Below are 16,575 nucleotides of genomic sequence, written 5' to 3'. Positions count from 1 at the left end.
AGCTCCGCCTGTCGATACCGGTTTTTCTTATCGCCGTGAGCAAGCGATCGGGCTGTGATTCTTCAAGAACAGCAGGAGAAAAATTCATGTTTGGCGCACAAGAGTCGAAATAGAGCCATCACTTGGCTTTTTAAAGCGATAGTGCCTGAGCGCCATTAACGGCTATGCTTCATGGTTATGAGAGACTGCTGACGGCCAAGCCCGCTGTGGGGTGCCCGCAGGCGGTCAGTTGGATAACGGTCACACCTTTACCCCTGTTTTGACTCATTAGCCTGTTTCAAGGATAGACATTTGAAGGGCGTCGCCATCAATGGATGGAATGGCCGCGACGACCGACCTTGGGGCTTTAATGCGCTATTTGCTGATCATGCTGGCTGTCTGGCTACCCTTGCTCGCTCATGCCGTCGAGTTTGATGAGAACACCCAATTTCTGCCGTTAGGGCGGGCAATTCAGGTGTTTGAAGACCCGACTGGCGAAGCGACGATCGAAAGCGTGAGCTCCGAGGCGGGCAAGCATGAATTTCGCCCCTTGCAGACCAAGACCTTCAACGCGGGTTACTCGCATTCGGCCTTCTGGTTGAAAGTCGACCTGCTGTATCGCCCGCGTACCACTGACCAGCACACGGACTGGCTGCTGGAGCTGGCGTACCCGCCGATGGACCATGTCGATTTCTATGCTCCGGATGCCGTGGGTCGCCCCACGCTGATCTGGCAGACCGGCGACATGCTGCCGTTCGCCAGTCGCCAGTTCAAACAGAACAACTTCCTTTTTCAGCTCGACATGCCCCCCGGTCAGCCTCGCACCGTTTACCTGCGCCTCAAAAGTGAAGGATCGGTTCAGGGGCCGCTCAATCTTTGGTCGACCCACGCCTACATCGAAGCTCAGCCTGCGCGGATCTACGTATTCGGCCTGATATACGGCGTGCTGCTGGGCATGCTGGTCTACAACCTGTTTATTTTCGTCAGCGTGCGCGACCCGGACTACCTCTATTACATCCTCTACGTCGCGTCATTCGGGCTGTATCAGATGTCCATCAACGGGGTTGCCATCGAGTACCTGTGGCCTGACAACCCTTGGTGGGCGAACGCCTCGACGCCGTTCCTGATGGCGACCGCAACGCTGTTCGCCTGCCAGTTCTCCCGCAGTTTTCTGGTGACCCGGCGCTTGGCACCCTGGCTCGACAAGCTGCTCCTGGCGATGGTCAGTGCTGCCGCCGTCGTCATGGGCATTGCCTTGTTTCTGGGCTACGGCCCCGCCCTGCGTTCAGCGACCTATCTGGTGGTGGCGGGTGCGCTTGTCATCTATCTGGCGGGCATCATCGCCGTCGTGAAAGGCGAGCGTGTGGGGCGCCACTTCGTAACCGCCTGGTCCGTGTTCATGGTCGGCGGGCTGATATTCGGCCTGATGCTGCTAGGCAAATTACCCAATACCTTCATGACGATGTACGCCTGCCACATTGGTACGGTCCTGGAAATGGCCTTGCTGTCGATGGCGCTCGCAGACCGCATCAACCATGCCCGACGTCAGCAGGAACAGACCCTGCTCGCCACAGGTAAGGACCTGGAGCGCCTCAATCAGCAGTTGGCGACCAGCAACCGGCTAAAGGACGAGTTCCTGGCCACGGTCACTCACGAATTGCGCACGCCCATGAACGGTGTCATCGGATCGCTGGAACTGATGCAAACGATGAACCTGGGTGACGAACTGGAGATGTATCAACAGACCGCTGCCAGTTCTGCGCAGGACATGATGAGCATGATCAATGGCATCCTGACGCTCACCGAGCTTCAGGCGGGCGTGTTGTATGCCCAGTGCGATGCCTTCAGCATTGACGACCTGTTCAATCAGTTGCAGGAGCGCTTTAACGGTTCGGCGCAGTCTAAATTGTTGACCTTGACGTTCGAACTCGACGAAAAGCTGCCACCCACCGTTCGCGGCGATGCGGGCAAGCTGTATCAATGTGTCGAGTGCCTGCTGGATAACGCCATCAAGTTCACACGCGAAGGCGCGATCAAGGTTCGGGTCAGCGGTTTGCCGCAGGACCTGGAGCGCTTGCGTCTGCGGGTGGAGGTGATGGACTCGGGTATCGGTTTCAACCAACTGGATGAAGTGAATCTGTATCAGCATTTCTTTCAGGTGGATGGCTCGATGACTCGTCAATACGGCGGGCTGGGCATTGGCCTGGCGATTTGTCGCAAGCTGGTCGAGTTGCAGGGTGGCGAATTGAGCCATCGCTCCGAGCCGGGTCAGGGCAGTTGCTTCACCTTGAACCTGCCCATGTTGATGGCCATCCCGGGTGCCGTTCGCAAAGCCCCCGAGCTGAAGGCCCACTGGGGCATTTGAGTCCGAAGGCAGGGCAAATACGCCGATAATTCGGCGTGTACGGCACTTTTTAAAGGCCGTGATCCGAGCGCATGATTCACGTCTTCCTATGAAACATGCAGGGAGCCATGCCTCATGAAGCTGAATCAATTCGCCGAAACCCACGACGTCACCAACCAGCCGCCGCCGCTCGACGGCGCGAATCTCTACCGCATTGACCTGCCGTTGCAACAGTGGTCCCGTCGATACGGCGCAGGCTGGGCCGTGCCTCGCGTGGATGCCTACGGTGCGCTGGCAGGCGGCCCGTTGATGGAAGCCGGATTTCTCGCCAACCAGAACAAGCCGGTGTTCGCCAGCCACGACCGATACGGCCATCGCATCGACCTGATCGAATTTCATCCGGCTTATCACCAGTTGATGAGCACAGCCATCAAGCATGGCATCCCTTCATTGCCTTGGACCGATCCGCAGCCTGGTGCTCATGTAGCACGAGCGGCAATGAGCTATTTGCACACTCAGGCCGACCCCGGCAGCGGCTGCCCGCTGACGATGACGTTTGCCAGCGTCCCGGCCTTGCGCCTGCAACCGGACCTTGCCGACATCTGGCTGCCCAAAGTCCTGTCCACTCAGTACGACCCCCGCAACGTCGGCATTGCCCACAAGACTGGCGCCACCATTGGCATGGCCATGACCGAAAAACAGGGCGGCTCCGATGTGCGCAGCAACACCACGCGAGCCTGGCCAGTCGGCGCGGGTGGGCCGGGGCAGGCCTACGAACTGGTCGGACACAAATGGTTCTGCTCGGCGCCCATGTGCGATGCGTTCCTGACACTGGCGCAGACTGACAAGGGGCTGAGCTGTTTCCTGCTGCCGCGCCATCGGCCGGACGACACGCGCAACGAATTCTATATCCAGCGCCTGAAAAACAAGCTGGGCAACTGGTCCAACGCGTCCTGCGAAGTCGAGTTCCGGGGCGCGCTGGCCTGGATGATCGGCGAAGAGGGGCGGGGTGTGGCGACCATCCTCGAAATGGTCGCCATGACCCGCTTCGACTGCATGATCGGCTCCAGCGCGCTAATGCGTCAGGCGCTGACCCAGGCCACGCATCATTGTGCGCATCGCTCGGTCAGCGGCCGGTTGTTGGCAGAGCAGCCGCTGATGCAGAACGTGCTGGCCGACCTGGCGCTGGAAAGCGAAGCGGCGCTGGCGCTGACCCTGCGCATGGGGCGTGCGCTGGACCATCCGGATGATTGCCATGAAGCGCGCTTCGTCCGGCTGGTGACTGCCGTGGGCAAGTATTGGATCTGTAAACGCGCCCCGGCAATGATCAACGAAGCGGCGGAATGCCTCGGCGGTGCAGGTTATGTCGAAGACAGCATTCTGCCGCGCCTGTACCGGGAAGCACCGGTCAACTCGACCTGGGAAGGCTCCGGGAACGTGCAGTGCCTGGATGTGCTGAGAGCGCTGTCCAAAGAACCGGGCGTACTGGATGCGTTATTCGATGAGCTGGGCGATGGGCATGTCGATCATCGTCTGGCGGCGCATATCGCCACGCTGAAAGAGGCTTTCACCGATTTGAGCGACATTCAGTACCGCGCCCGGCAACTGACCGAAGACATCGCCGTGGCCTTGCAGGCCAAGCTGTTGCTGGAAGCGGGTAATGCTGCGGTCAGCGACGGGTTCATTGCCAGCCGGATTGCTGCGGGTGGGCGTGTGTATGGCGCATTGCCGCGCGGTGTGAATGTCGAAACATTGCTGGCCAGAGCGTCGCCGCAGGTGGCATGAGCACGCGAACCCGTTACGATGCAGGTCTGCAAGTTCAGACAGGACATGAAACGTGACCCAAGCCTTTGTTGTTGTAGACACTGCCGAGCAAGCGGTTGAGCGCCTCGCTGAGCTGCACGAGCGGGCGACCAGCGCGCTGAGCCAGGCACTCAAGCGTTACCTGAAAGACCGCGTCGAGCCCAGCGCCGAAGAACGAGCGCAGTTCCGCTATCCTGAATTGCGCCTCCATTACGAGTGCCACGGTGAAGTACCGCTCACCACCCGCGCCTACGCCAAGGTCCAGTTGCCGGGCGCTTACAGCGTCACCGTCACGCAGCCCAAGGCATTTCGCAAATACCTGCTGGAGCAACTTGGCCCGTTGATGAGCGATTTCACTGTGACGGTGGAAGTCGGCCTGAGTGAACAGAACATCCCTTATCCGTACGTGGTGGAGCAGGGCGATGAGCTGGCCGGTTCCGGCGTGACGGCCGCTGCGCTGGCGCGTGTGTTCCCCAGTACCGACCTGTCGGCTGCAACCGATGGCATTGCCGATGGCCTTTACGACTGGGCCAACGTCGATCCGCTGCCACTGGCGCTGTTCGATGCTGCACGTGTGGATTTTTCGTTGCGTCGCCTGGTGCATTACACCGGTAGCGACTGGCGGCACGTCCAGCCGTGGATTCTGCTGACCAACTACCATCGCTATGTCGACCAGTTCATCCTGCATGGCCTGGAAAAACTGCGTGAAGACCCGCGTTTCGTGCGCATGGTTCTGCCTGGCAACGTGGTGGTCGACAAAAGCATGAGTCAGGACGAGGCCCAGGCCATCGTCGCCAGCGTGGTCTGGCATCGCTACCAGATGCCGGCCTATCACCTGATCGCTGAAGACGGTCACGGCGTGACGCTGGTCAACATTGGTGTCGGCCCGTCCAACGCCAAGAACATCACCGACCACCTGGCGGTCTTGCGTCCGCATTGCTGGCTGATGATCGGTCACTGCGGCGGCCTGCGTCAGTCGCAGACCATCGGCGATTACGTGCTGGCCCACGCCTACATGCGTCGTGACGGTATTCTGGACCGTGTGTTGCCACCGCACATCCCGATTCCGGCTTTGGCCGAGGTGCAATTGGCGTTGCAGGAATCGGCTGCGCAGATCACCGGTGAACGGGGCGAAGAACTCAAGAAGCGCCTGCGTACCGGCACCGTGCTGACCTACGACGACCGCAACTGGGAGCTGCGCTGGGCGCAGGAGCGTCCGCTGATCAACCTGTCCCGCGCCGTGGCCGTGGACATGGAAAGCGGCACCATTGCCGCTCAGGGTTATCGCCTGCGTGTGCCTTACGGGACCTTGCTGTGTGTATCCGACAAACCGTTGCACAGTGAAATCAAGCTGCCGGGCTCTGCCAACGCGTTCTACGAACGTGCCGTCAGTCAGCATTTGAAGATCGGCATCGCGGCGCTGGACCTGCTGCGTACCGAACTCAACTCGCTGCACTCACGCAAATTGCGCAGCTTCGACGAGCCGCCATTCCGCTGATTGAGGTTGGTATTTGCAAAAAGGGCCACTAAAGTGGCCCTTTCTGTTTTTGATTACCCAACTCTCATGTCCCGCATCCAGCGTCCTGCATCACGCCGCCCCTCATCCAGTCCGACAAACGCCCCACGGCGCGTTGCAAAGGCGCCGCCTGCCGAGCCGAAGCTGGTCCTGTTCAACAAGCCGTTCGACGTGTTGACCCAGTTCAACGATGAGCAGGGGCGGGCGACGCTCAAGGATTTCATCAAGATCCCGGGCATCTACCCGGCAGGCCGACTGGATCGCGACAGCGAAGGTCTGTTGCTACTGACCAACGACGGGCAATTACAGGCGCGCATTGCCGATCCCAGGCACAAGCTGGCCAAGACTTATTGGGTTCAGGTCGAAGGCGAGCCAACCGAGGAGCAGTTGCAGCAGTTGCGTGACGGCGTGCAGCTCAACGACGGCCCGACCTTGCCTGCCGAGGCCCGGCAGATCGAAGAGCCGGATCTCTGGCCACGCAACCCGCCGGTTCGCTTTCGTAAAAGCGTCCCGACTCACTGGCTGGAACTGGTGATCAAGGAAGGCCGAAATCGACAGGTGCGGCGCATGACCGCTGCCGTGGGCCTGCCGACCCTGAGGCTGGTGCGCGTCAGGATTGGCGACTGGACGCTCGACGGGCTTGATCAGGGTGAGTATCGCGAGGTGCCCGCCAGGCTGTGACCGTGCTAAGGGTCAGGGCATCAGTTGCGCAGATGAACCAGCGGCATTTCAGTGCTGGCCAGTACCTGATTGAGCACAAAGCTTGAACGTACGCTGGTCACGCCTTCGATGCGGGTCAGGTGCCCCAGCAGCAGTTTCTGATAGTGGTCCATATCAGGCACCACGACCTTGAGTTGATAGTCCGCTTCCATGCCGGTCACCAGGCTGCATTCCAGTACCTGAGGCAGGTTGCGGATCTGCTGCTCAAAGTTTTCGAAACGCTCCGGCGTGTGACGGTCCATGCCGATCAGCACGTAGGCAGTCAGGTTCAAGCCCAGCTTCTTGCGGTCCAGCAACGCTACCTGTCGCACGATATAGCCGTCGTCTTCCAGCTGCTTGACCCTGCGTGAGCACGGCGACGGCGATAGACCAATGCGTTCCGCCAATTCCTGGTTGGAGATGCGCGCGTCCTTTTGCAATTCGGCCAAAATGCTCAAGTCATATCTGTCGAGCTTGCTCACGATGTACCCCTTTATGATTTCGATTGCGCTGGATTATTCATCTGAAGTCAAAAATTGCGCAAGTAATGTTTTATCAAGCAACATTAGCAATCCCGTGCCAATGCCACAGGCCTATTCTTTTAACCAGAATCACTGCCCGGACACAGCGTCCAGCGCGACCCGCCGAATCAGGCCAGTCGCGGCCTCCCACCCCACCGGGTGCGCCAGGCCCCCGGGCTACATACTGTCCACAAGACGGCATGAAGTGAGCCGATGCCACAAGCGTCGCGCAGGACGAAGTATCCCAAGGGGGCCAAAGGGTCCCCTTTTCTTTGCGTCCTGATAAAGTGCGCAGAACGGCGCATCGCTATCACAGTCTCAATAACGTCCATCCGCGCTCTAGTGAGGAAAGCATGAAATCTGGCATCTGGCAGTTCGCGGGTTTGAGTCTGTTGTGCCTGAGCATAAGTGCCCACGCGCTGGCGGACGAACGCGATGATTCTCCCCGAGGCGACAGTCAGCAACGGCAGAACCAGCAGCAGCTTTTTCAGCAGAATCAGCAACAGCAGCAGCAACGCCAGATTCAGCAACAGCAGCAACAGCAGCAACAGAACCAGCAGCGCAACGTTCAGCGCGAACAACAGCAGCAAATCTATCAACAGCAGAACAACCAGCAACGCCAGATTCAGGAACAGCAGAATCAGCAGCGTCAGGTCGAACGTCAGCAACAACAGCAGATCCAGCAGCAGGAACTGCAGCAGCGCAATGTCGAGCGTCAGCAACAGCAACAGATTCAGCAGCAGCAACGTGAACAGCAGCGCCAGATCCAGCAACAGCAGAATCAACAGCGCCAGCAGCAGCAACAGTTGAGACAGACCCAAGACAATCTGCCGATTCAGGGTGGCTCGCGTGAAGCCTGGCAAACCCAGCAGCCTCGCGAGGGCTATTACCAGGACATTCCGCGTGGCAACAACCGCAATTGGTCAGCAGGCAACGGCCGGCCTGACAATCGCTGGGACGGCCGGCCCGACGGGCATGGCAATGGCTGGGGCCCAGGACCGCGCTACCGCCCGGGCTACGCCATCGACCGCGTCCCCGGCGGCTATTCGCGCATTCCGTATCGAGGGCAGGATTACTTCTATTCCGAAGGCTACTGGTATCGGCCGCAGGGCCCACGCTATGTGGTTGTGAACCCGCCTTACGGCGCTCGCGTGCGCAGTTTGCCGTCATATTCCCAAGAAGTCTGGATTGGCAGCAGCCTGCTGTTTCTCGCTGCCGGGGCCTATTACACGTATCAACCTGATACTCAGGAGTACGTGGTGGTCAATCCTCCGCAAAACGAAACCGTGTATTCGGCGCCTGCACAGCACCAGGGCAACGGTTATGACCCTGTCGCGTATCCGCTCAACGGTCAGAGTCAGCAGCAGGTCGAACTGGATCGTTATCAATGCTACCGCTGGGCCGCAGAGCAGAGCGGTTTCGATCCGGCGAACATTACCGCTCAGCCCCAGCCGGAAGTCGTAGACCTGTATCGACGCTCAATGGGTGCCTGTCTGGCGGGGCGCGGCTACAGCGTCAATTAAAGACGATCAGGCGCGAGCCTGCTTCACCACTTCCTGAGGGTCGGCGTGTACCAGCACTTCGGCCTTCGGGTATTGCGCATGGATGGCGTCGGCCACTTGATCGCACAGGGCATGGGCGACGGACAGTGTCAGCGCGCCCGGCAACTCCAGGTGCAGTTGCACGAACCAGTGATTGCCCGATATCCGCGTGCGCAGGTCATGCGCGCCCAGCACGCCCGGTACGCTACACGCCAGTTCAAGCATGTGCGTACTGACATCGCTGGGCAGCTCCTCATCCATCAGCACGGAAACGGTTTCTTTGGCAATCTGGAAGGCGCTCCAGAGGATGTATACCGCGATCCCGAGCCCGAAATATGCATCCAGTTGCTGCCAGCCGAAATATGCCAGGGTCAACGCCAGCAAGATACTGGCGTTGAGCAGCAGGTCAGAACGATAGTGCAGCGAGTCCGCACGAATCGCAGCAGAGCCGGTGGCCTTGATCACCCTGCTTTGCAGGGTCAGCAGTGCCAGGGTCAGTGCGATGGACACCACCATCACGATCATGCCTAGCAACGGAGCGCCCAATGGTTCAGGGTTCTGAATACGCTCCACGGCCTGGAACGCAATCAGCACGCCACTGACGCCGATGAACAGCGCCTGCGCCATGCCTGACAACGCTTCCGCCTTGCCGTGGCCATACCGATGATCATCGTCGGCAGGGCGCAGCGCGTAATGAACCGCCAGCAGGTTGAGAAAGGACGCCGCGCCATCGAGCAGCGAATCGGTCAAGCCTGCCAGAAGACTGACCGACCCACTGATCCACCACGCCACGCTTTTGGCCAGGATCAGCGTAATCGCCACGCCAAGGGAAGCCCGCGTCGCGAGACGCAACAGTCGGGTGTGTTCGGCACTGGTGCTCATGACGCGTCCTTCAAACCTGGAAAAAGATTACGCAGCTGGAATCAGGCCCAGCGACGCCAGTTGCTCGACGCTGCCTTTATGCTGAATCAGGCGCGGATCGTTCAACGGCAGCGAGCGGCCCAGTTCGGTTTCAAGGATGGCTTGCAGCTTGATGTTGTCGACGCTGCCATCGGCCTTGATGGCAGGCTGCAGCTTCTGCGGATCGATCTGCGCATGCTCGCCCGGCCCGTAGTAAATCGCGCCGGACGCGAAGTCCACCGCAAAGGCAATCACGCCGGGAATGATATAGAACAGCAAGCCGAACGCATCCAGCGCTGCAATGGCCGGATCGATCTTGCCGTCAATCTGGCCACGGCGCTCGGGGTAGAAAATGCTGCCGCAGGCAGTCAGTTGAGTCAGCAACGTGGCGACCACAACGCCACCAATCAAACGGGAAGGAATGCGCATGGAGAACTCCTGAGATGAAGAGGGCAACTATACAAGGCTAAAGCTGCAAGGCTAAGACTATTGCGTCAGGGGGTGGTTCTGGTAGCACAGTTGATGGGGTATGGGAGGCGGCTTGCCGGCGATCTGCCGGGAACCGGCAGCCAATCCAGCACATGTGGTGGATCAGATGCAGTCAAGGTCTGCTGCGCAGCCCATCGCAGCCCATCGCAGCCGTCGTAACCTGCGAAAGCGCCCACGCCACAGGGCAAAAGTGGAGTTTCTCGCTCTCTATTTATTGCGCCTTGGAATGCTGCGTTCGTCGATTGGACCGCTGCTCGATGGGGCTGTTTCCTGCAACCATCACCTACAGCGCCTGGTGCTCAATGCCGTAGACCAAATGTCATGGTCACATCGTGAGCACCGCGACTCTTGTTCCTCATGGATGGATTGTGGCGCGCCGCAGTTAATGCAGCAATAAAGTGCTGAGGCGGGGGCTTTTTTAAATTCCTTGCGGTGTTCAGGGGGCAGGACTGACAGGCCAGGTTGTACGTCCTCATTGTCATAGAAATAAAGACTTATGTCGCCATCCGTTTCCATGATGCCCAGTCTCACTTGGCCCAAGTGTTCAACGCCTTGCTGTCGAAGTTCCATCAGTAGTTCGCTGGGGGACATGTTTAGTTTTCCCAGGGACTCAAGCTCGTATAATCCACGGTGTATGACCGTGACGGGGAGGCCATCAATCAGTGCTTCGAATTTCTTGCTTTTCGTCATGATCAGCACGATAGCGCGATAAAGAAATAGAAGGGTGAGAAAAACCACGGCGACAGGTAACAAAGGGACATCGTGGTAGAAGGTGACATCTCCCGCAGCAGAACCCAATGTGAGAATGACGACCAGCTCGAAAAGTGAGAGCTGTCTTATCCCTCTGCGACCACTCGATTTTAAAAATAAAAAAACGGCAAGAAAAGCAAAGGTTGTTCGAAAGCCTACTTCTAGCAGGAATGAGAATGGAAATTCATCTATCAACATTCGTTGAATATCAAACGGTGACATTATGACCTCTTTCGTTTTTTAAAATGCCCACAACAGTGCTTCATTCGTTTCTGCCAGTGCGTCGCCTCTTCCGGGACTCTGGGTGGCGCAGAGCAATTGCCGATCATGGAATGAATCTCCACGCTCAAATCGTAACCTTGATCGGCCAAACGCTGCTTATTTAAATCTGCATCGGTTTCACTGGCCGGACAGCTACCCGCGCTGTTGTGGAATGAGCCTTGCGGTTTTGTTTTGTCGAGTGTTACTGGTAGGCGTGGTCGTGTTCAGCGCTTTGGGAGGTTGCTCCTTTTTCATCGTCACCGCAGGCCGTTATCAGACCCAGGAGGCAGATCAGCAGCATTGAACGGGTCGAACGTGTTGGGGTTTTCATGAAGAGGCCCTTCAAGGCTCTATCGCTCGTCCGCTCATTAATGTCGGGACGCCCGTCAGGAAGCCCTCGTACTCAGTCATCATGTGAAGCTCACCCCACACCCGTATAATCAGCCGCCTGTTCTGGAGCTGCCATGATTTCCCTGCCCATCGATGCCGTTATCCCCGCCCTGCGTCAGGCGTTGTCCGGCCGCCACGAGGCCGTGCTCGAAGCGCCGCCCGGTGCGGGCAAGACCACTCGCGTGCCGCTCGCCTTGCTGGAGGAAGCCTGGCTCGCTGGGCAAACCATCCTGATGCTGGAGCCGCGCCGTCTGGCTGCGCGTGCCGCTGCCGAGCGGCTGGCCAGCGAGTTGGGTGAAAAGGTGGGCGAAACCGTGGGTTATCGCATCCGGCTGGAAAGCAAAGTCGGCCCCAGGACCCGTATTGAAGTTGTCACCGAGGGCATTCTGACGCGGCGTTTGCAGGACGATCCTGCCCTGGAAGGCGTCGGGTTGTTGATCTTCGATGAATTCCACGAACGCAGTCTGGATGCCGACCTGGCCTTGGCGCTGAGCCTCAACGGTCGAGAGTTGTTTCGTGACGATCAGCCGCTGAAGATTCTGCTGATGTCGGCGACACTGGAGGGCGAGCGTCTGGCGGCGCTGCTGGATGATGCGCCGGTCGTGCGCAGCGATGGGCGTATGTTCCCGGTGACGATGCAGTGGGGACGTCCTTTCCAGCCCGGTGAGTATGTCGAACCCCGTGTAGTGCAGACCGTGCTGGATGCGCTGGGCAGCGAGTCCGGCAGCCTGCTGGTGTTCCTGCCGGGGCAGGCCGAAATTCGTCGGGTTAACCAGCAACTGGCCGATGCGCTGGGCGAGCGGGCCGACATTTTGCTGTGCCCCTTGCACGGCGAGCTGGACCTGAGCGCTCAGCGTGCGGCCATCGAGCCTGCGCCCACAGGCACGCGCAAGGTGGTGCTGGCGACCAATATCGCGGAAACCAGCCTGACGATCGACGGCGTTCGTGTCGTGATCGATGCAGGGCTGGCGCGTGTGCCGAGATTCGATCCGGGCAGCGGTATGACGCGTCTGGAAACCCAGCGCATCTCCCGCGCCAGCGCCACTCAACGGGCAGGTCGGGCGGGACGTCTGGAGCCAGGTGTGTGTTATCGACTGTGGTCCGAGGCGCAGCACGAACAGTTGGCGGCCTACGGCACGGCGGAGATCCTGCAAGCCGATCTTGCCGGACTGGCGCTGCAACTGGCGCGCTGGGGTGTAACGTCGACTCAGTTGGTCTGGCTGGATGTTCCGCCTGCGGCAGCGTATGCACAGGCGCAAGACCTGCTGGTCCGTCTGGACGCGCTAACTCACCAACCCGGCCAGGCGCGCAGTCTGACGCCCCACGGCCAGGCGATGGCTGAATTGCCTGCTCATCCTCGTATCGCGCATTTGTTGCTGCGCGGGCATGCACTGGGGCTTGGCGATCTGGCCAGTGATGTTGCGGCGCTGCTGGGCGAGCGGGATATTCTGCGCGGTGCGGGTGCCGACTTGCACAGCCGCCTGACCTTGCTGGCCGGCACCGAGCGTGCAACGCGCGGTGCTCAGGGGGGCGTACAGCGGGCGAAACAGCTGGCGCGTCAGTACCGTGGCTACCTGCGCGGCAAGGCTGACAGCCCGGTCAGTGACCCCGATCACCCGCGCTGGCTCGGTGCATTGCTGGCGCTGGCTTACCCGGATCGCGTCGCGCAGCAGCGTCGGGCAGGTGGTGCCGAATATCGATTGGCCAACGGTCGTGCGGCATTGTTTGCCGACGCCGATGCGCTCATGAAACAGGCATGGATCGTCGTAGCGGATCTGGGCAGTCGTCAGGGGCAGCGCGAAGAACGGATCTACCTGGCCGCCGAGTTCGATCCTGCGCTGTTCGATTCGGTGCTGGCCGAGCAGGTTACGTTACTCGATCAGATCGACTGGGACGAACGCGAAGGCGTGTTCCGTGCTGAACGGCAGCGCAAGGTGGGCGAGCTGATTCTAAGCCGCGAACCCCTCACCGGACTCGACGAAGCCACCCGCAGCCGCGCGTTGCTCGCGCTGGTGCGGCGCAGAGGGCTGGAACTGCTGCCCTGGACGCCGGAGTTGCGTCAATGGCAGGCACGAGTCGCCTTGTTGCGTCAGCTTGACCTGAAAAAACAGCCCTCCAGCGAATGGCCGGATGTGAGCGACACAAGCCTGCTCGATACGCTGGAGTCCTGGCTGCAGCCGTATCTGGGTAAAGTCACGCGGCTCAGCCATTTCGGCAATCTTGACCTGTCCTCGATCCTGCGCAACCTGCTGCCCTGGCCGCTGCCGCAGCGCCTCGACGAACTCGCCCCCCATCACCTCAGTGTCCCGTCCGGTTCATCGGTGCGCCTGGATTACAGCGAACACCCGCCCATCCTCGCCGTGCGCCTGCAAGAGCTGTTCGGCCTGGCCGACACCCCGCGTATCGCCAATGGCAGACAAGTGATCAAGCTGCACCTCTTGTCACCGGCACGTCGCCCGGTGCAGGTGACGCAGGACCTGGCCAACTTCTGGCGAAGTACCTATGCAGAGGTAAAGAAGGACTTGAAAGGCAGGTATCCGAAGCACTATTGGCCGGATGATCCGCTGGTCGCGGAGGCGACAGCGCGGGTCAAGCCGAGGGGGACGTGAGGAGCCAGGATGATGAGCATCGCCTGATCGCTACCTCTGATTTCAGGGCGCGGATTTCGCAGCGTGGCGCATGTGCTGGCCGTAACACTCCCTGAAAGAGCGCCGGAGAGAACGAGAGGACGCAATAAAAGAGGGAGTGTCCTCAACGGGCATTCCCTCTGGTTTGATCAGCGATGAAAGAGACGGCTGACCACCAGCGCCGCGACGGCACCGATGGTGAATGCTGCGACAGGTTTTTCTCGAACGAACGTAGACACGTTGTCCCAACAGAACGTAGCCATCTTTAGGTAGCGTCGTTTATTTCAAGTCTACATTGAGCATTGGCGTGCCAAACGCTTCCAGTTTGCCATTGGATTTTTCAAAGTAGGAAAGCCAGAACTCGTTCAAAAGATCCATTGTCTTGCCCGAGCGATACTTCTGCTTGATGCTGTCGGTCAGCAAGCCTGCTCCTGCTACATAAATCCGAGCGCCTGCAAGATCAGAGAACAGGTCCTTGTCAGAGGCTTTCTTGATTTCCTGGGCAACGTTGAGATTCTGAATGGCGTTGTTGGCGTAGAACGATGCGTAATCGCTATTTTCCAGCATATCGCTAATCAGAAAGACCACTCGATCCTTAGCACTTTGCTGGCTCATGTCGGAGCCCACTTCCCGAAGCGCGTGCAGGATTTCGCTTTTGGGATTGTCGTTGTTGGCGTCACGCATGGCCTTCACAAACAATCCCCCGACGCCACGAACGAAACTCGCTTTTTGGGTTTTCATGCAGGCGTCAAGCTGACGCAGTTTGCTCATACCCATGTCGTTACGCACGGCATCTGCCGGGGGCACTTCAAGCGTCACATCCGCTTGCAGGCGCATATACTCACCCGGCACGAAGGCGGAGAAAGTGTAGAGCTTCACCTGGTCGCCAGGCTGAACAAACCGGTCAATCTTTTCCCACGCTGATCGCTGAATGTCTTCGGGCATCTTGATGGTCTGGTCGACAATGATCACCAACTGACGACCGCTCGGTGCCGGCTTAAACTCAGTCAATCTGGACGCTTCATAGCAGCTCGCCATGTCATTCCGCTCAGCCGCCATAGCGGCGGCAGGAAGAAGCATGGCTGCGACCAAAACATTTCGCAGCATGTTTTTCATTAGACAGTGACCCCTTGTTGCGCTGGGAATTTGCCCGTTTTGGCAAGGACAACCTGGGTTGCACGAATGCGCTTGAGTTGCTCGAGCGAAAGCAGGTAAACGTCGACCACCAGCTCAAGCTCCTCATCGGACAACTCGCGAAGGTCGTCAAACTCGGCGGGCTTCACTGTGTTCGCGGCAACGGTATCCGTCGGCACGACAGTGAGTTCAGCTTGCTTGGGGGCCGCACTCTGAGGCTTGGGTGCTTCCTGCTTAAGCGGTGTGTCAGATTGGTACTCGGCAGAAACGCCATCTTTACGTTTTTTTAACTCCAGCGCTGCCCGATGTTCCGCGATAGCCCTGTCATCTTCCTTACCTTTTTCAAGCTTCAAAAACGCCTCAAAGCTCCGCCCTTGCGACGTTGACGTGCTGTTCACCCCGTCATTACTGGTCATGTCGTAACTTGAAACGTTGTCTCGAAGAAGCGAAAGTTTGTGGTTTGCGTGGTCACGAATAGCAGCGCGTTGACGATCCATCCAGCGAATCATCTCGTCTGCAGTCTTGAACTTGCTGATCGTCTCGTAGGCATCGCGAGATGCCAGACCGGCAAAGCCGTAGACCATTGAAAGCCACAGTGCGATGAACTGGATGGCCACGAATACTACTGACAAAACGCCAAAGGTCACCATCGACGCACGATGCTCGGCGCCAATCTTGTCGTCGAAGGTTTTTTCCTGACTCTGCTTCTCAACATCGGCTGAGGCGGCAGGCAGGTCGAACGGACTGCTCGCGGACTTCGCTGACTCGTTGATTTGATAGCCAGCGACCAGTTCTGTCTCCATTGCATTGAGCTGTTCGGTACGAACCCAAAAGGCAGCAATCGCGATAATGACGATGGTGACGCCAAACATCGCTACCCAGAAATGCTTGACGGTAACAGTTTCGTTGGTCTTGATACGGGCCAGAATCTTGTTATAGCCATGAGCCGTATCATCATTGTGAGTGTCATCAATGGAAATCTGAGAGATGTCTTTCCCGATCTGGTTGTCACGTTGATGTGTCGGTGTCCCTCGCCACCAGTGACGCGCTTTTTTGATAAGCGAGTTGTGATGAATTTCGTGACCTGCGATGTGGGCAAAGAAACCAGAGATGAGCGCCAGGAACGTGGCCACAGACCACGTGAGGTATTGAAGGTTGTTCGCAGATATTTCGCGATTGACGAAAGGCCCAATAACATAAGCAAAACCGACCGCTTCCAGGATCAGCAGTCCTGCCATTAAAGGAATCACCCAAAAAGGGCTGGTACGCCGGCCGGTTTCACACACCTTCGACAGATAGTCTCGGCACTTGGTGTAATAAGCCGGGTCTTTATCAACCTTTTTATAGCGTGTGTAATATTCCTGGCACAACCGGAGCTCACCGTCGCTCCAGCCCGAGCTGTCAGGGGTGCCACGCTCCCGTTTTGCCTGACGGGCCAACCGGGCGACGGTGCCGATCAGCGGGGTACAGTGCCAGGCGCGCCGGACAAAATAGCCAACCTTATCCCAGTTCAGTGCAGCGACGATGATCGCGACTACCAAGGCGATCAGCGACACCGTCGCCAACTGATTCGCCAGCATCAATGCGAGCATCGAGGTAGGTGAGAAATCTTGCATGATCT

General features: G+C 58.7%; 12 protein-coding genes and 1 pseudogene. 6 read left to right on the top strand and 7 right to left on the bottom strand.

Annotated elements, in window-relative coordinates:
• Positions 1-349: 349 nt before the first annotated feature.
• The 4 genes from ALP40_RS20185 (at position 350) to ALP40_RS20170 (ending at position 6,323) form a co-directional block, all read left to right on the top strand.
• Entirely contained in the window at positions 350-2,344 is a 1,995-nt protein-coding gene (locus ALP40_RS20185; protein WP_122209954.1) for a sensor histidine kinase, read from the top strand.
• A gap of 114 nt (positions 2,345-2,458) precedes the next feature.
• Positions 2,459-4,108, top strand: a complete 1,650-nt coding sequence (locus tag ALP40_RS20180; RefSeq protein ID WP_122209953.1) for an acyl-CoA dehydrogenase family protein — start codon at positions 2,459-2,461, stop codon at positions 4,106-4,108.
• A gap of 52 nt (positions 4,109-4,160) precedes the next feature.
• Positions 4,161-5,624, top strand: a complete 1,464-nt coding sequence (gene amn, locus ALP40_RS20175) for an AMP nucleosidase (protein ID WP_122209952.1) — start codon at positions 4,161-4,163, stop codon at positions 5,622-5,624.
• 66 nt (positions 5,625-5,690) lie between these two features.
• Complete coding sequence (locus ALP40_RS20170) at positions 5,691-6,323, top strand: pseudouridine synthase (RefSeq protein ID WP_122209951.1); 633 nt, start codon at positions 5,691-5,693, stop codon at positions 6,321-6,323.
• A gap of 20 nt (positions 6,324-6,343) precedes the next feature.
• Here the strand turns inward: ALP40_RS20170 and ALP40_RS20165 are convergent, their stop codons facing one another.
• Together ALP40_RS20165 and ALP40_RS25620 are read right to left on the bottom strand one after the other, a co-directional pair.
• Positions 6,344-6,823: an Lrp/AsnC family transcriptional regulator gene (locus tag ALP40_RS20165; protein WP_004885037.1), complete on the bottom strand. Its 480-nt coding sequence runs from the start codon at positions 6,821-6,823 to the stop codon at positions 6,344-6,346.
• Positions 6,824-7,173: 350 nt separating this feature from the next.
• Positions 7,174-7,668: pseudogene (locus ALP40_RS25620) on the bottom strand (hypothetical protein); the annotation flags it as partial.
• Between ALP40_RS25620 and ALP40_RS25615 the strand changes: the two are divergent.
• Entirely contained in the window at positions 7,669-8,385 is a 717-nt protein-coding gene (locus ALP40_RS25615) for a DUF6515 family protein (protein ID WP_183136071.1), read from the top strand.
• A 6-nt stretch (positions 8,386-8,391) separates the two neighbouring features.
• Here ALP40_RS25615 and ALP40_RS20155 read toward each other — a convergent pair whose 3' ends face one another.
• The 3 genes from ALP40_RS20155 to ALP40_RS20145 all read right to left on the bottom strand — a co-directional run bounded on the left by ALP40_RS20155 (position 8,392) and on the right by ALP40_RS20145 (position 10,764).
• Positions 8,392-9,285 (bottom strand): cation diffusion facilitator family transporter, encoded by an 894-nt coding sequence (locus tag ALP40_RS20155; RefSeq protein ID WP_122209949.1) that lies wholly within the window; start codon positions 9,283-9,285, stop codon positions 8,392-8,394.
• 27 nt (positions 9,286-9,312) lie between these two features.
• Entirely contained in the window at positions 9,313-9,732 is a 420-nt protein-coding gene (locus ALP40_RS20150; protein ID WP_122209948.1) for a polyribonucleotide nucleotidyltransferase, read from the bottom strand.
• Between the two features lie 339 nt (positions 9,733-10,071).
• Positions 10,072-10,764, bottom strand: a complete 693-nt coding sequence (locus tag ALP40_RS20145; protein WP_122209947.1) for a DUF421 domain-containing protein — start codon at positions 10,762-10,764, stop codon at positions 10,072-10,074.
• 503 nt (positions 10,765-11,267) lie between these two features.
• Between ALP40_RS20145 and hrpB the strand changes: the two genes are divergently transcribed.
• Positions 11,268-13,802 (top strand): ATP-dependent helicase HrpB, encoded by a 2,535-nt coding sequence (hrpB, locus tag ALP40_RS20140; RefSeq protein WP_122209946.1) that lies wholly within the window; start codon positions 11,268-11,270, stop codon positions 13,800-13,802.
• Positions 13,803-14,099: 297 nt separating this feature from the next.
• On the opposite strand, the gene ALP40_RS20135 is transcribed toward hrpB, so the two are convergent.
• Together ALP40_RS20135 and ALP40_RS20130 are read right to left on the bottom strand one after the other, a co-directional pair.
• Complete coding sequence (locus ALP40_RS20135; protein WP_122209945.1) at positions 14,100-14,936, bottom strand: hypothetical protein; 837 nt, start codon at positions 14,934-14,936, stop codon at positions 14,100-14,102.
• On the bottom strand, positions 14,936-16,570 hold the full coding sequence (locus ALP40_RS20130; protein ID WP_122209944.1) for a hypothetical protein: 1,635 nt from the start codon (positions 16,568-16,570) through the stop codon (positions 14,936-14,938). Before ALP40_RS20130 ends, ALP40_RS20135 begins: the two co-directional genes overlap by 1 nt.
• Between the last annotated feature and the right edge of the window lie 5 nt (positions 16,571-16,575).

This window comes from Pseudomonas viridiflava (genome assembly GCF_003702045.1).
Taxonomy (GTDB): domain Bacteria; phylum Pseudomonadota; class Gammaproteobacteria; order Pseudomonadales; family Pseudomonadaceae; genus Aquipseudomonas; species Aquipseudomonas viridiflava_C.
Note: the sequence above shows the minus strand (reverse complement) of the source record. Positions and strands in the feature narration are given on the sequence as shown.

Coding starts and splice junctions, on each gene's coding strand:
- ALP40_RS20185 (WP_122209954.1), top strand. CDS start 350: ATGCGCTATTTGCTGATCATGCTGGCTGTCTGGCTACCCTTGCTCGCT.
- ALP40_RS20180 (WP_122209953.1), top strand. CDS start 2,459: ATGAAGCTGAATCAATTCGCCGAAACCCACGACGTCACCAACCAGCCG.
- ALP40_RS20170 (WP_122209951.1), top strand. CDS start 5,691: ATGTCCCGCATCCAGCGTCCTGCATCACGCCGCCCCTCATCCAGTCCG.
- ALP40_RS20155 (WP_122209949.1), bottom strand. CDS start 9,285: ATGAGCACCAGTGCCGAACACACCCGACTGTTGCGTCTCGCGACGCGG.
- ALP40_RS20150 (WP_122209948.1), bottom strand. CDS start 9,732: ATGCGCATTCCTTCCCGTTTGATTGGTGGCGTTGTGGTCGCCACGTTG.
- ALP40_RS20145 (WP_122209947.1), bottom strand. CDS start 10,764: ATGTCACCGTTTGATATTCAACGAATGTTGATAGATGAATTTCCATTC.
- hrpB (WP_122209946.1), top strand. CDS start 11,268: ATGATTTCCCTGCCCATCGATGCCGTTATCCCCGCCCTGCGTCAGGCG.
- ALP40_RS20135 (WP_122209945.1), bottom strand. CDS start 14,936: ATGAAAAACATGCTGCGAAATGTTTTGGTCGCAGCCATGCTTCTTCCT.
- ALP40_RS20130 (WP_122209944.1), bottom strand. CDS start 16,570: ATGCAAGATTTCTCACCTACCTCGATGCTCGCATTGATGCTGGCGAAT.